At 43.7% G+C, this 15,816-nt stretch carries 12 protein-coding genes; 2 read left to right on the forward strand and 10 right to left on the reverse strand.

Going from position 1 to position 15,816, the window contains the following annotated elements; translation table 11 throughout:
* Nucleotides 1–36: 36 nt before the first annotated feature.
* The 5 genes from dnaJ to AAFN85_RS04605 all read right to left on the reverse strand — a co-directional run bounded on the left by dnaJ (nt 37) and on the right by AAFN85_RS04605 (nt 4,209).
* Nucleotides 37–1,200 (reverse strand): molecular chaperone DnaJ, encoded by a 1,164-nt coding sequence (dnaJ, locus tag AAFN85_RS04585; RefSeq protein WP_347525787.1) that lies wholly within the window; start codon nt 1,198–1,200, stop codon nt 37–39.
* Between the two features lie 128 nt (nt 1,201–1,328).
* Nucleotides 1,329–1,919 (reverse strand): nucleotide exchange factor GrpE, encoded by a 591-nt coding sequence (locus AAFN85_RS04590; RefSeq protein ID WP_347525788.1) that lies wholly within the window; start codon nt 1,917–1,919, stop codon nt 1,329–1,331.
* Nucleotides 1,920–2,159: 240 nt separating this feature from the next.
* Nucleotides 2,160–2,840 carry an ATP-binding cassette domain-containing protein gene (locus tag AAFN85_RS04595; protein ID WP_347525789.1) on the reverse strand — a complete coding sequence of 227 codons (681 nt, stop codon included), beginning with the start codon at nt 2,838–2,840 and terminating at the stop codon, nt 2,160–2,162.
* Nucleotides 2,841–2,846: 6 nt separating this feature from the next.
* Nucleotides 2,847–3,050: a fructose-6-phosphate aldolase gene (locus tag AAFN85_RS04600; RefSeq protein WP_228948731.1), complete on the reverse strand. Its 204-nt coding sequence runs from the start codon at nt 3,048–3,050 to the stop codon at nt 2,847–2,849.
* A 133-nt stretch (nt 3,051–3,183) separates the two neighbouring features.
* Nucleotides 3,184–4,209: an acyl-CoA reductase gene (locus AAFN85_RS04605; RefSeq protein ID WP_347525790.1), complete on the reverse strand. Its 1,026-nt coding sequence runs from the start codon at nt 4,207–4,209 to the stop codon at nt 3,184–3,186.
* Between the two features lie 101 nt (nt 4,210–4,310).
* Between AAFN85_RS04605 and AAFN85_RS04610 the strand changes: the two genes are divergently transcribed.
* The gene (locus AAFN85_RS04610; RefSeq protein ID WP_347525791.1) at nt 4,311–4,664 is read left to right on the forward strand and encodes a 4Fe-4S dicluster domain-containing protein; all 354 of its coding nucleotides are present in this window, start codon (nt 4,311–4,313) and stop codon (nt 4,662–4,664) included.
* Nucleotides 4,665–5,243: 579 nt separating this feature from the next.
* Nucleotides 5,244–6,005, forward strand: a complete 762-nt coding sequence (locus AAFN85_RS04615) for an NlpC/P60 family protein (protein WP_347525792.1) — start codon at nt 5,244–5,246, stop codon at nt 6,003–6,005.
* A gap of 11 nt (nt 6,006–6,016) precedes the next feature.
* On the opposite strand, the gene AAFN85_RS04620 is transcribed toward AAFN85_RS04615, so the two are convergent.
* From AAFN85_RS04620 to hisF, 5 genes are all read right to left on the reverse strand, one after another.
* Entirely contained in the window at nt 6,017–9,331 is a 3,315-nt protein-coding gene (locus tag AAFN85_RS04620) for a T9SS type A sorting domain-containing protein (protein WP_347525793.1), read from the reverse strand.
* A 235-nt stretch (nt 9,332–9,566) separates the two neighbouring features.
* Entirely contained in the window at nt 9,567–13,007 is a 3,441-nt protein-coding gene (locus tag AAFN85_RS04625) for a T9SS type A sorting domain-containing protein (RefSeq protein ID WP_347525794.1), read from the reverse strand.
* A 169-nt stretch (nt 13,008–13,176) separates the two neighbouring features.
* Complete coding sequence (locus AAFN85_RS04630; protein ID WP_347525795.1) at nt 13,177–14,082, reverse strand: WD40 repeat domain-containing protein; 906 nt, start codon at nt 14,080–14,082, stop codon at nt 13,177–13,179.
* Nucleotides 14,083–14,197: 115 nt separating this feature from the next.
* On the reverse strand, nt 14,198–14,785 hold the full coding sequence (gene hisIE / locus AAFN85_RS04635; RefSeq protein ID WP_347525796.1) for a bifunctional phosphoribosyl-AMP cyclohydrolase/phosphoribosyl-ATP diphosphatase HisIE: 588 nt from the start codon (nt 14,783–14,785) through the stop codon (nt 14,198–14,200).
* A gap of 161 nt (nt 14,786–14,946) precedes the next feature.
* Nucleotides 14,947–15,702 (reverse strand): imidazole glycerol phosphate synthase subunit HisF, encoded by a 756-nt coding sequence (gene hisF, locus AAFN85_RS04640; RefSeq protein ID WP_347525798.1) that lies wholly within the window; start codon nt 15,700–15,702, stop codon nt 14,947–14,949.
* Nucleotides 15,703–15,816 lie beyond the last annotated feature (114 nt).

Here is a 15,816-nt window from a genome sequence, read left to right on the forward strand (position 1 = left end):
TTAAAGCTTTTCGCTTTCGGCTTTCAGCCTTAAGCGTTATTCAAAATATTCCTTCATCCGCTCAAAGAAACTTTTCTCGTTCTTGCCCGGATTAGGTTTAAAGTTTGGTGAACCTTGTAATTTCTCCAATATCTCGCGCTCTTCGCGGCTTAGTGCTTTTGGTGTCCAGATGTTGATGTGCACCAACTGGTCACCGCGGTGGTATGAGTTTACTTCTGGTAAACCTTTGCCTTTAAGGCGCAGAATTTTACCGCCTTGTGTACCCGGGTCAATTTTGATTTTTGCTTTACCGTCGATGGTTGGCACTTCAACAGATGTACCTAAGGTAGCATCAACAAAGTTTACATGCAGATCATAGATCACGTTGTTGCCATCACGTTTTAAAGTTTCATGAGGTACTTCTTCAATCAGGATGATCAGATCGCCGGGAACACCGCCACGTGGGGCCGCGTTACCTTTGCCGCTCATGCTTAACTGCATGCCTTCGCTAACACCGGCAGGCACCTGGATAGTGATCAGCTCTTCGCCGCGCACTACGCCATCACCATGACAAACATTACATTTTGACAGTATGGTTGAGCCTTCGCCGTTACAAGTAGGGCAGGTGCTGGTAGTTTGCATCTGGCCCAAAATGGTATTGGTTACCCTGCGCACCGCGCCCGAGCCACCACAGGTTTTACAGGTTTGGAACGATGATTTATCTTTAGCGCCGCTGCCATCGCAGGTTTTACAGATGATCTGTTTGTTAACCTTAATTTTCTTCTCGGCGCCATTAGCAATTTCTTCCAGCGTTAAACGCACTTTAATGCGCAGGTTGCTGCCGCGGGCTACACGCCTGCCACCGCCACCGCTTTGACGACCACCGCCAAAGAAACCTTCAAACGGACTGCCGCCGCCAAAAATATCGCCAAACTGGCTGAATATGTCGTCCATATTCATGCCGCCACCGCCGTAACCGCCACCACTGGCCGATGAGGCGTTGGCCGCGTGACCAAACTGATCATAACGCTGACGCTTCTCAGCGTTGCTCAGTACTTCATAAGCTTCGGCAGCTTCTTTAAACTTTTCTTCAGCCTCTTTATCACCTTCGTTTTTATCCGGGTGATATTTGATAGCCATTTTACGATATGCTTTCTTTATATCATCAGCACTGGCGCCCTTCGCAACCCCAAGCACATCGTAATAATCTCTTTTAGCCATAGTATTTAAAATTTCGGATTCCGAAATTTCGATTTCGGATTTGTTATTGTACTCAATTGTGTAAGATCAGGATAGGAAGCCCGCTCAAGAATAAATCCGACATCGAACATCCCAAATCCGAAATCGTGTTACGCGCCTACCACTACTTTGGCAAAGCGAACTACCTTATCATTCAAGGTGTAGCCTTTTTCCATTTCGTCAATTACCTTGCCTTTCTGGTCATCAGTAGGGGCAGGGATATTGGTGATGGCTTCGTGCAGGTCGGCATCAAAGGCAGTGCCTATTGATGTCATTTCTTTAAGGCCTTTTTGTCCTAAAATATTTTTTAGTTTGTGCTGGATCAAAGCCACACCTTCTTTAACAGGAGCAACTTCGGTAGCTTTTTCCATGGCACGTTGCGCGCGTTCAAAATCGTCAAGTACAGGTAAAAGGGCTACAATAACATCTTTACCTTCGGTTTTGCGGGCTTCTTCGCGTTCTTTAATGGTACGCCTTCTAAAATTATCAAATTCGGCATATAAACGCAAGTACTTGTCATTAGCCTGTGCCAATTCGTCTTTTAATTTTTCTTCGGCAGTAGGTGTGGCAGCTTCCTGTTGTGTTTCGGTAGCTTCAGTTTCGGGGGCTTGTTCCTGCCCTTCGTTTTGTAGTTCCTCGTTGTTCACGTCGTTTATATTTTCAGTATTATTAGTATTCACCGGCTTCTTTTTTTTCAACATATCGTTAAATTTCATAGCACGTAGTGCCAATCAAGTATCCTGCCATAACCGCAAAGCGGTCAAGCTGTCAGTGGTATTCAATAAATTTAAGCAAGGGTGGCAGGGTGTCCGCCAAATCAGCGGATTGGCCTTCTCAGAATACGTCATTGCGAGGCACGAAGCAATCGCGAACTATACAGGGCGGATCTGCCTCCGTGCGATTGCTTCGTACCTCGCAATGACGTATTTTATATCATCTTATTAGATTTCCACGTCTTCCAAAACCTTACCGTTCTCGCATTTGATAATGCGCGAAGGGAAAGCACGGATAATGTGATAATCGTGCGTAGCTACCAGTACGGCAGTGCCCGATTGGCTGATCTGTTTCAGCAGCAGTACAATTTCTTCGGATGTTTCAGGGTCGAGGTTACCGGTCGGTTCGTCGGCCAGGATAATTTCGGGGTCGTTAAGCAGGGCGCGGGCAATTACCACACGTTGCTGCTCGCCGCCTGAAAGTTCATGCGGCATTTTTTTTAGCTTAGAGCGCAGACCTACTTTTTCTAATACGTCGAGTGCTTTTTCCGAAATCAGTTTTTTATCTGTCCAGCCGGTGGCGCGCATCACAAAGTTGAGGTTTTGTTCGATGGTGCGATCGGTTAGTAATTGGAAATCCTGGAAAACAATGCCCAACTTACGACGCAGGTAGGGGATATCACGACCTGGTAACTTGCTCAGCTCATAGCCACAAGCATGGCCGGTACCGGCTTTAATACCCAGATCGCCATAAATTACCTTTAGTAAACTACTTTTTCCTGATCCTGTCTGACCTATCAGCCAAACAAAATCACCTTTATCAACATGCAGGTTAACGTTACTGAGTACAAGGTGTGCCTGTTGAAAAATATCAACGTTGTTTAGCTTTATTATCGAATTTCCAATCATTGTATTTTATAGCTCTAATTTTAAGATCTGCCCAAAAGGCAAATCCTTGATAATATTCATGATCTGCTCGGCCTTATCAGCCAATCCCACCTTATCCAGCGATTTATCAGGCCTGTCGACCCTAAAATACGCCAGCAAGGTAAACTTATCGTCCCTCAGCTGCACATAATCAGGTATTTTGGCAACGCCTTTTACTTTTATGATATACATCTTGTTTTGGTCATTGAGTCATTTGCTTCGCGTCATTAAGTCATTGCCTTGCATGATTTATCAAGCTTTTTCAATGACTTAATGACCCAATGACGGGCAGCAAATGACCCTTTCCCCCAAAGGTATTGTTTATTTAAAGATTTGACAAAAATTCCATCGTATCTACGCCATCGGCATAATCCCATAACGCGGGTTGCTGGCTTTGGCCAAATGTTACTACCTGGTTAGGGATCTGCAACGGTAATCCGCTTACTACGCACTGGATGTTTTCGGTGTTTTGGCTGATGATGTTTTCGGCATCTGTCACATCATGATAGTAGTTAAAAAACAATGCTGACAGTGGTGATGTCAGCCTGTCATCTTCCTTAACCATTAAAAATCCGTTGTCGAAATGCTTATCGCCATTAACCAGATAAATGGATTTATTGTAGTCGTAATTATTATTGTATTTATGGTGATTGATGATGGCTTTATGATTCTCTATCGATTCGAAAAAGAAGGTAAAATCATAGCCTTCGGGTACCAATACCTTAGATACGTTACGGCAACCAAGGCCGTAATAATCCAATATATCATGTCCTAAAGCAAAAAGCTGTTCCTCCGTTTCGTTGCCACTTAATACTGCAATGCTGTTACGATTTTTGCGGATGATGTTGGGTACCTTGCCAAAATAGTAATCAAAATAGCGCGAACTATTGTTGCTGCCGGTAGCTATTACAGCATCAAAACCTTGTAAACGTTCAACAAAGCTGTAGCTATCGGCGAAAGAAGCGTCTATAGCTACCAGTTTTTCTAACACCGCTTTGATCAGCCGTGCATCTTGCGATGATGCTTTGATCAAGGCTATATTACCTGTTGCTATTACGCACAGTACATCATGAAAGCCAACCAGTGGGATATTGCCGGCCAGGATTAGTCCAACTTTTTTTGCAGGCTTTTCATTTTCAAGGTTGTATTTTGAAAACCATGCTTCCAGATCTTTCTCGTTCAGCATTTTGCCAATGGCTGTTACTGCTTCGGCTACGCTGGCCGGTGTGAACCATGCATTGTGGTATTGCTCATTATCTATAAGGCTGCTTAAGGCCGCATCGGGCGTTAAAAGCTGCCTGCCCAACTCAGTAAATGAATTTATTGAATGTTTTATATTAATTTTTGACATATATATGTTAGGGGACTAAACCCTCAAACCCTTTTTTTGTTATATTTGTACGCTTGCAATTTGCACGCAAAGTTAATTGAGATTATTAGATATTTAGAAATATGGCGATTAAAATCACCGATGAATGCATAAACTGCGGGGCCTGCGAACCGGAATGCCCTAATAATGCTATTTATGATGCAGGTGCAGCATGGCGCTTTAGCGATGGTACCGGCCTAAAAGGCGTAATTGATTTTGGCGATGGCAACACCCTGAATGCCGACGAAACACAAGCTGCTTTATCCGACGATATATATTACATCGTACCTGATAAGTGTACCGAATGTGTAGGTTTTCATGATGAGCCTCAATGTGCTGCCGTTTGTCCGGTTGATTGTTGTGTTGACGACGAAGATATCCGCGAAACTGAAGAAGAACTGCTTGCCAAAAAAGATTGGCTGCACATGAACGAATAATACTCGTTTTTATATAGTATTGAAAGGGGAGATGCTTTTGTATCTCCCTTTTTTATTTTACACGAATGCCGTTTTGGGTGTCGAGAATTAAAACGAATTAACACGAATTTTTGCGCGAGTGAAAAGGTTGATTTGTTTTTATTGGCTAAAAGCGAGATAGTAATTTCTACACGAATTGATTTTTAAGCTGAACACAATTAAACGAATTACACAAATCTATCAGTTGATGGAATTTGAAATTTGTGTAATTCGATAATTCGTAAAAATTCGTGTGGGAATTTCTTGTTGTTTTGTTTTAATGATCTATTTAGCTACGATCAATTATTCGTGTAATTCGAATCAATTCGTAAAAAATTGTGAATAAATTTAAAAACTCCTCGCTGCCGGCAACCGCAATGGCAGGCTTCATAACATATGGCAGTTTTATTTATAACAAAATATTTGTATCATCGTAAAACCGTTAGCCCCCGCGGTTAATAAAAATACCAGTTATACAAACAGTACAATGTTATTTAACGTTGCGTATATAGCTTGTAAATACGCGGTACAACTTTTGTTATTTTTACGTTTACATCAACTATGGAATACGGGATATGCAACCTTGCTGTGATTCCGCTAAGGGCCGAACCTAACGAACGGAGCGAGCAGGTATCACAACTATTATTTGGCGAAGCTTTTGAAATTACCGAGTGGGAAACCAACTGGGTTAAAATTATAGCTGAATCTGATGGCTATGTAGGCTGGATAGGTCGTTTGCAATTCACCATGTTAGGGCACATTGCCTATAAACAAATTAAAAATACCACACCCCAGTTAACGTACCGCGCGGTAACCCAGGCCTGGAAAATAAGCGATAACAGCGTTGTGTATTTGCCTGCGGGTAGTTCATTGCCGTTTTTAGAAGGCACCTCCTGCCGCATCGGCAACGAACGGTTTGAAATTATAGGCGAAATTGGCGACCGTGAAGATCTGGCCGCAACCGCCAAATCATATCTTAATTCACCTTATTTATGGGGAGGCCGTACCCATTTCGGTATCGACTGCTCGGGCTTTACCCAGGTAGTTTTTAAATTAAAGGGTTTGCGTTTAAAACGCGATGCCAGCATGCAGGTAAAAGAGGGTATAAAGGTAAACTCATTAAGTGAGGTAACCCTGGGCGATCTTGCTTTTTTTGATAATGCCGAAAGCAAGGTAACCCACGTGGGCATATTGCTTAATAACGAGCATATTATCCATGCATCGGGCAGGGTTAAAATTGATACCATTGATGAGGAAGGCATCTACTCGGCCGATCAAAAACGCCACACCCATAAACTTTGCGGGATAAGGCGTTTCCTTTAAATAATACACTTTTACTTCTTGACGAATTTTTTTACGCCGATAACCGTGTTATTACTGCTGTTAACAACCTGCATAATATAAGTACCCGGAATAAACGAGCCTACATTGTTTTGCCAGGTGGCCTGCGATGTGGTTGCTGTAGCCATCACTTTACCCTCGCTGTTGGTGATATTTACTTTATATTTTACCGTTCCATCATTCTTTAACAACATTTGCGCGTGTATCACATCAGTTGCCGGGTTGGGGTAAATGTTCATAGTTTCGGCTATTACATTGGTTTTAGTATCGGCATACATCAACGGTACAACCTTGGATAGCGTGGTATCGCCATTCAAGTCGATCTGTGTTAAACGATATTGGTTCAATCCCTGCAACGGTTTGGTATCCACCAGGCTATAGCTGTTTGATCCGTTAGCGTAAACAGTATCCAACGTGCTGAATGTTTTGCCGTTATCGATACTGCGTTCGGCAACATAGGCGGTATAGTTGGCAGCGTTTGCTGTTGTCCAGATTAGTTTTGACCCATTGATCGCTTTCTGCGCGTTAAAATCAAGCACTTTGGCCATTTCTGCATTATTTTGGCGTACAATTAGCTGAAAACGATTGGTACCAAAACTTGCGGGATTTGATTTATCGATAGTGAAATTATAATCACTGTTTGTTTTGGCCAGTACCGAATCTTTAGTCAAATTATCTTTGATCCATACTTGGTATAAGTCGGGCAGATCTTTTAGTTCGGTTAGGCTAAGTTTATAATCTCCGGATGTTGTAGCATCAACATATAAAGGGATAGTTTCCTGTAGTTTACCGGGGATAGGGCGACGATGGATCGTGATCTTAACGCTGTCGCTGGATAGCGCGGAGAGACTTTCAGGTGCACCGTTACTCCCAAGGTCTTCAGCATCTTTATCAGCGTTATAGGCCGCCGATATATCTTTTACTAATACTATTACAACAGCATCAAAATTGATGGAATCTTTAATTAACCGCAACCTCATTAAAGGCATTGGCCATTGATAAGGTGCCGCATCGTTTCCTGTTGGAACCGCGGCGGCAAATTTGTTTTGCATATTTGCAGCGGCCATGGCAATAGGGGGTTTATCTTTCGGTAAGCTAAATACACCCACAAGTGTGGCCGAGTTAGGTTGTGTGTTGGTTTTGGCCGATTCCCTGAAAGTCATGGTTTGTCCGCTGGCGGTGGCCCGTACAAAAAAACCTTGTCCGCTGGCTATCATATTACTGGCCGCACCGCCAACAACGCTTTGTATGCCGGGGTTAATATTTGTAGTTGTATCGGCGGTAGAAATGGCGGTTGCTTTTTGTTGATAGGTTTCATACTGTTTGGTAGTGGGGTTAACTACCCATATAAAAGCCAGCGGTGGTACGTTGGCAGGGGTTGTAGTATAAATTTGCGCCTTTTGCCCCGAAATGTAAATAGATGAAGCTGCATCGGCTGTTAAGCCGGAAGTTCCTTTGCGGTTAAATTTTTCGAAATTGATGGTACTGGCGTATGGGTTGCCTACCAGGTTATAGCCTTGTACGCGGCTGCCCACAGTAGTGGTGTAAAGCAATGCTCCGCCTGAGTACCATTGTTTTACTGTGGTATTTCCCTGGTTAAGTGCTCCGGTAGCGGTAAAAGTGGTGTTTTCTGGCACGTGAGAAGCTACTGTTGCCGAGGCTATGCCCGACGACCGATCGCCACGGAAAAAGAAAAGGAAACCATTACCAATAGGTAAATTATAAGCACTCGATTCATTATCAAACGAGTACGGCGTTGATCCTAAACTATTAACCCCCCTGAAATTGCCCGTTGTGAACTGGCTGCTCGAGTAAGCGGTATTCTCCCTGAAAAAATAAATACTGGGATTATTGGCATTAGGCGACGTATCAAAGCCGCCCGCGGCCTTGGTTGTGCCGGTTACAAAGGCCGAAAGTTTAAGATACTCTAAATTAAAATTACCTGAACCATTATTAACGGGAGATGATAGCAACCGGTAGCCCCGGTAATACCATGCGCCACCATTAATATAGCGTTGCACGTTCACGTTGCCTGTAATGGCGTTGCCTGATGGGATACTGGCCACAGTTGCCGAGCCGGAAGCATCAGATATTAAGGTGAGGATGCCGCCTGTTGCCAGGGCTGTTGAAGTACCGGCCATAGTTAAAATACCTAACGATGATACCGAAAACTTGCCACTGCCCGACATAGTTTTGGTACCACTGTTTTGAAAAAAAACGTTTTTAAATACAACGCCCTTGCCCGCGTCTGAAGCCGTATCTGAAAGTGATTGCGTTGTGCCCTTAAATATAACATTAGGGTTGTTGCTAACCGCATCGACTTTGCCTGATACTGATGTCCAGTTGCCAAAAACAGTTAGATCGCCCGAGGTAATGTTTTTATTCCCAGCCGCCGAAAACGCTATGTTTTGATAAGCAGTAGGGCTGATGTTTAGCTGAGTGGCAGTTTCTGTATAAACTGTTTGCGCGGCTGTACCGGCATATTCTACAGTACATGTTCCGCTACCGCCGCCGTTGTTATAAAAATCGATGGAACCGGCGTTGCTGGTTGATTTGATTGGTGTAGCATTGGTTAGGACTACCTTTGGGGTTAATGACGATCCGGAAGGGACGTCTATAGTAAAAGTGGCAGTGGCCGACGAGAATAGTGAAATGTCCAGTATCCCGCCCGTGCCTGCCGTAGTATTTGTAAATATTTGTCCGCCTATAGTAGTTGTACCACCGCGCACGTAAAAAGCGGAATTGTTAACCTGCAGCAGGCTTACTATGATCACTACACTATTGCTGGTGCCGTAAATGCTCAAATCGCCTGTTATTTTCAGGTTGTTAACGGTTGATATTATTGATAATTGGTTTACGGTAGCTACAGCCAGGCCTAAAAACGTAGTGCTTCCAACTTGCATGGAAGCGCAGTTTACAGTACCGGTACCTGCTATGGTGGCGGTTACTGTACCGCCAAGACCCAACAGTGATACTAAGGGAGGGTTCTGCATAATCATCCCCGATACAGTTAAAGTGCCATTTACAGTAAGTATTATGCCGTTTGAAGCTGCCATGGTGAGTGATTTGCATACCGCGGTTGTTCCGGTAAGCACAATTGGTTGGTTACCGGTCAAAAGAATATTAACATCGTCGGCGGTGGTAGGAGCGCTGCTTGGGGCTGAGAGATCAAGCGGGCCAATGCGCCAGTTGTTCTTATCAGCCCATGAATTTGGGTTAGGTGAAGCTCCGCCAACCCAATCTAATTGCGCCGCCAAAGCAACCGAATTGATGAATAAAAATAGAATCAGTATGATTGTATTTTTCACAGGCATAAATATTCAATACTATTTTTATATTCTTAAAAGCTATAATTGGTTTTTCAGTGTGCTTTTAAAAACAGGAAGTATTAAGTATAGTTACGCTTATTAAGGCGCAATTGTTGCTGTTTTTAGCGATTGAACGAAATGAACAAGCCCCCATATTGTGAACAAAATGGGGGCTTGCTAATATTGAAGTTTAAGATGTTTCGTGTATTTAATACACTATTTTATAAGATCTGTTTTATTTTTTTATAAACTTTTTGATGCCAACAACGCTATTGTCTTTACTGTTTACGATCTGGATAATATAGGTGCCTGGTAAAAAGCCGCTCACGTTATTTTGCCAATAAGATTGTGATGATACGCTACTGGTTAACACCCGTCCCTCGCTGTTGGTAATATTTATTTTATAGCTGGTACCGGTATTGCTTTTGGCCTCTATTTCGGTGTGCAACACATCTAAAGCGGGGTTAGGGTACACGCTGATATTGCTTATCTCCTGCTGAGGTTTATCAGTGTACATGATAGGTACAATTGCCGAGTAGGCGATATCGCCGTTCAGGTCAACCTGTTTAAGGCGGTACTGGTTAAGGCCGGTTACCGGTGTTTTATCCACCAAAGCATAGTTTTGCGTATTGTTGGAATAGATAGTGCCTATGGGATCAAATATTTTACCATTATCTATACTGCGTTCTACCGTGTAAATAGTATAGTCGGCTTCGTTTTTAGCCTGCCATGTTATCTTTGAACCTTGTGGGGTTTTATCAGCATTAAAAACCAGCAGCTTTACCATCATGGCCTGGTTTTGACGAAGGATAAGCTTAAAGCGGTTGTCGCCAAAAGTTGCCGGGTTGCCTTTGTCGATATTAAAACTATAACTGCGATTGTTTTTGATATCAACAGAATCGCCCGATAGGGCATCTTTCAGCCAGATATCATAAAGGGCCGGAATGCTTCTTACCTCTGTAAGATCTAAGTGGTATATACCGCTATTGGTTGCGTTGGCGCTTACGGGCACTATTTCATCCTGTGTTTTAGGAAATGGAAGGTGGTTAATGGCCAACCGTACGCTATCGGCCGATAATAGTGATAGACTCTCCGGCGCGCCGTTTCCGCCAAGGTCTTCGGCGTCTTCATTTACATTATAGGCCATATGCGCGGTATCTGCAAATGTCATCACTACCTCATCGTGGTTTACGCTATCTAATGATAATTTAAGCCGCAACAGCGGATTAGCTTGTTCGGTTGTTTGTTGCTGTTCAACAAACTGGCGGGTGCTCATCAGTTGGATCAGGTTTGATGGGGTAGGTTGGGCGCTGGTTTTAGCCGATTCTCTGAATGACAAACTCTGATTAGTGGCTGTAGCCCTCACAAAAAAGCCCTGCCCGCTGGCAATCATATTACTGGCCGCACCTGTGGCCGTGCTATTGGTTGGGTTTATAGTAGTAGTAGTATCTGCAACTGATACTGTACCTGTTTTCTGTTTGTAAGTGTCGTACTGTTTGGTGCTTGGGTTTAATACCCAAATTGTTGATTGGGTAGTGCCTGCCGCGGGGAAATTAGCACCATAAATGGTTGAACTGGCCGGGATGATGTTGCGGTTAAATTTTTCCCAGTTAATGGTTGATGGATATGGGTTGCCCACCAAACAATATCCACGGATAGTTGAATTGGCAAGTGATGTGTTAGTAAACCCAAGCGTGCTGCTACCTGCTTTATACCATAGCACTACGTTAACTGTACCTGTGTTAGGTACGCCAAGTTGTGTAAAGGTCACATCTTCCGGATAATCGTAAGGCAAAACGGTTTTAGTGCCGGTTTGGGTTGAGTTGTCGGTTTTATTTCCCCTAAAAAAGAATAGCACACCGTTGCCCGCAGGTATAGTTACCGTGGTATCATTTACGTTCAGAAAGTTGTTGCGGGTTTGTGTACCTATGTTGTAAACAAGGCTGTTATTTATCTTGTTAATGCCTTTATAAGGGCCTGATGTAAAAAGCGTGTTGCTTGGTTTAATATCTTCCCTGTATAAATATAAAGATGGATTATTGGCGTTATTAGGTGGGGTATTAAAGCCTCCGCCCGGAGCCCCGGTTACATAAGCGTCATTAAGTAAATAAGTAAAATCTGCAACTTTTAACGTTGATACCGTCCCGGTATAAACCGACGAGCTGATCAGTCTGTAACCGCGCTTGGCCAGGCTGGTGCTGCTGCCTTTAAAAAAACGCTGAATTTTGAAATTACCTGCCAAGCTGCTGCCCGATGGAATTGGCCCTATACTTGCCGAGCTGGTTGCATCCGAAATTAAGGTGAGGTTACCATTACCATTAAGTTGCGAACTGCCCGCCATAGTAACTACGCCGGTATTTTGGATATAAAAATTGCCTGCTGTTATGGTTTTGGTGCCTCCGCCGGTAAATGTTACGTTACCGAAAGTAGTACCCGCTCCGCCATCGGTAAAGCTTTGCGCGGCCGCCCCATCAAATGTTAATGATCCCGTGCCTTGTGTAAAAGTGGCGCTGTTAGTGAAATTACCAGATATGGTTGTGGCCGCACTCCCGAGAGTTAAAATACCGGAGTTGGTGAGACTGCCGTTAAGATCTATCGTACCCGAGCCCTGCGTAACGGTTGTGCTATTGGTCCAGCTGGCGGTATTAGTGCCGGATGAACCGATGGTAATGTTTGGGTTATTGGTGCTGATATCAACGGTACCGCCGCTGGTGGTGAATGAGCTGCCAATAGTGAAGCTTGCGCCATCGGCAACCTTGGTACTTGCGCCGCTTAATACCAGGTTATCGTAGTTTTGCGGGGCGTTGCCTATAGTAGTACCGTCTGCCCCGGTGTAAACGGTTTGCGTGCCTGAAGGGGCAGCATAAATCACTGTAGCACGACCGGTAACGTTAGGGTTATAAAAATCAATGTATTGATATTGCGATGAAGTGGTGAACGCCCCGATAGGCGCGGCATTAGTTAACGTTAATGTAGTGTTAGTAGTGCCTGCCGAAGCATTGAATAAATTGCGGTTAGTGTTAAAGTTGGTTACAGTAGCACCAATATCCTGATATTTAATTTGTCCGTTTAAGGTTAGGGCGCTGTTTAAATCAAATTCGGAATTGTTTAACCCATTGCCACCATTTACTCCCGATTTAAAGTTTGACACCGAAGTAAAGGCAACGTTACCATTTATGGTTAACAAACTTATCTGGCAATCAACAATAACCTTTACAGTTCCAACCAGCGAATTGGAAGGCATGGTGTTATCGCCCACTAATAAATTGCCTTTTATCAGCATAGTGCCTGCGCCTTTAATGGTCGTTGTATAAATTGTACCATCCACAGTACTTGTGCTGCCGTGTTTTGCTGTTACGTCGTTATTTACAGTGAGTGTTAGTCCGCTGTTTACAGTTATTGACGAGCTAAAAGGCGCGAAGGTTATAGAGGCGCATGTAACACTTGCGGCACTTATTACGGGAGGGTTAATGACAGTTTGGTTAGTGCCTATCCTGATAATATCTGTAGCTGCTGATGGTGCGGAAGTTGCCGTAGCAGAACCTATTTTCCAGTTTGATGCGGTATTCCAGGCCGATGTGGTGCCAACCCAATCATAGGTTGTTTGGGCGAATGAGTTTGTATAAAGCAGTAGCAATAATCCTACCGCGGGTAGCATTTTTAGATATGTCCTCATTCCGATTAGTAAAAATTCCCCTATATAAAGAGCTGATTTTGTTAATTAATATAACTATCAATTAATATACGTTATCGTTCAGGAAAAAGTTACCTTTATTTATGAAATTAGTACAACTATTAGGTTAATTGACTGTGCCTTAAGTTGTTAAGAGGGGATGAAGGACTGTTTAGAACGTTATGCCCCAGGTAATGATGTTTTTATCATCACTTACAGAAAGTAGTTGCTCCGGGCCGTTCCAGGCCAATTTGTTGATGGATAGTACATGGCTGGGGTAGCCTTTTTCTCTGCTGATGTTTTTGTAGAGTTTAAAATCGTCGGCCCCCCAAATCTTGATGCTTTTATCCATGCTTGCCGTAGCAAAATAGGGTAGGGTGGGGTGAAATGCGATATGATTAACCGCGAACAGGTGCGCGGGAATATTTTGGGTCTCCTGGTAAGTGTTGCTATCCCAGATCTTTACCTGGGCATCGCGCGATCCTGTTGCCAGGTAAGTACCATCCTGACTATAGGCTGCTGAGAAAACAGCCATGGTATGACCATGCAGGGCCTTGATAATGGTGTAATCTTCCAGATCGTAAATGCCTACGTGGTTATCGCGACAGCCAAATGCAACCTGTTTTTGATCAGGCGATACGGCTATGCAGCGTACAGTGTCTTTTGATACAGTGATGCTATGTACCATCTCCAGGGTTTTTATGCTCCACACGGATACTGTACCGTCTTCAGAAGCTATAAGCAGTTCATCTTTTTTTACAGATGATTTGATATCGAAGATAGCCTTTCGGTGATGGCGTAAAGGTTTCAGTAATTTTTGCTGGATAAAATCAAATACCAAAACCTCACCACTGCGCAAACCTGCAAACATCAGCGGGTAACCTTCCGGGCAATGGATAGCATAAATAGAGGCATTAACAGGAAACATCACCTTAATGAAAGAGAAATCCTTCAAACTCCATTCAACCAAACCTTTATCGTTGCCGCCGGTAAACAATATCCCCGGCTTTTGCGAAAGCTCAAGCGTGAATATCGGGTTGGCATGGCCAGTAAGTTCGGCTATTTTTTGTACGATCATTTCAGTTTGCAGTTTCCTTGTTCAATTTGCAGTTTTCTGTTGGCAGTTTGCTGTTGTTAATTTACGTTTCCGAATTAGTTAACTGCCTACTGCAAACTTAAAACTGCCAACTGATTTACTTGTGTCTCGATTCTAAATTTTTAGCTATCGTTTCTAACGTTAATCCTTTTTCGCGAAGCAAAACTAATAAGTGGAAAACAAGGTCTGATGCTTCGTTGATCAAATCTGTTTCAGTTTCGGCAAGTGCGGCTATTACGGTTTCAACACCTTCTTCGCCAACTTTCTGGGCTATTTTGTTTAAGCCTTTATTGCGAAGCTTGTTCACGTACGATCCCTCAACCGGATTTTCATACCTATCGCCAATAATATTCTCCAATTCGAGGATGAAGTTTTGGTTAAACTCGGTATTGAAGCAATTGCGCGAGCCTGTGTGGCAGGTTGGGCCATCAGCTTTAGCTTTGATCAGCAAGGTATCGTTATCGCAATCAATGCTGATGCTTTTTACATGCAGAAAATTATTGCTGGTTTCGCCTTTGGTCCACAGGCGGTTTTTTGAGCGCGAGTAGAAGGTTACGATGTTTTCCTGTACGGTTTTATCGTAGGCTTCCTGGTTCATGTATCCCAGCATCAGCACTTCTAATGTCTGTTCGTCTTGTATGATCACGGGGACAAGTCCGCCGGTTTTTTCGAAATCTATTTTCATTGTATTTTTTCTATTCCCTCCCTCGGGAGGGGTGCGTTGGGTAGTGCCGGGCAGGGAGGGGGATGCGCTGTTCAATGTATACTTGTCGCAGAAACCCCTCCCTACACCCTCCCGGGGGAGGGAATCGCACATTCCTGTGCTTTTATCTTCAGAAATTATTTTTAAATCCTAACCTCAATATTATTGCTCTTCAATATCTGCTTCAAATCCGGTATCAGAATTTCACCATAGTGAAACACCGACGCCGCCAAGGCCGCATCAACATTGGTTTTCTCAAACACATCAACAAAGTGCTCAACCTTACCAGCACCACCCGAAGCAATTACCGGGATATGAACAGCATCGTTAACGGTTTTCAATAAACCATTATCAAAGCCGCCTTTGGTACCGTCATGATCCATTGAAGTTAAGAGGATCTCACCCGCACCCCGGCTTTCGGCTTCTAATATCCACTCCAATGTTTGGCGTTCTGTAGGCAGGCGACCGCCGTTTAAATGTACAACATGTTTATCGCCAATGCTGCGTGTATCAACCGCTATTACCACAAACTGAACGCCGAAGGCTGCAGCCAGTTCGTCTATCAGTTTTGGGTTGCGTACAGCTGCAGAATTGATAGAAATTTTATCTGCACCGGCGTTTAGCAGAGCATCTGCATCGGCAATTTCATTGATACCGCCACCAATAGTGAACGGAATATTGATCTGCCTTGCAACGGATTTAACCAACTCAACCATGGTTTTACGGCGTTCAACGGTGGCGGTGATATCGAGAAATACCAATTCGTCAGCTCCCTGGTTCGAATAGTTCCAAGCTAACTCCACAGGATCTCCAGCGTCACGAAGGTCAACAAAATTTACACCCTTAACGGTGCGCCCGTCTTTAACGTCCAGGCATGGGATAATTCTTTTAGCAAGCATCAGGGCAATTTATACATCTCGTCATTGCGAGGAACGAAGCAATCCCAAACTATACAGGGCGGACCTGCAGATCGGGGATTGCTTCGTTCCTCACAATGATGTATTCAATAACGT

It is taken from the genome of Mucilaginibacter sp. CAU 1740 (assembly GCF_039839285.1).
In the GTDB taxonomy this organism is placed as follows: domain Bacteria; phylum Bacteroidota; class Bacteroidia; order Sphingobacteriales; family Sphingobacteriaceae; genus Mucilaginibacter.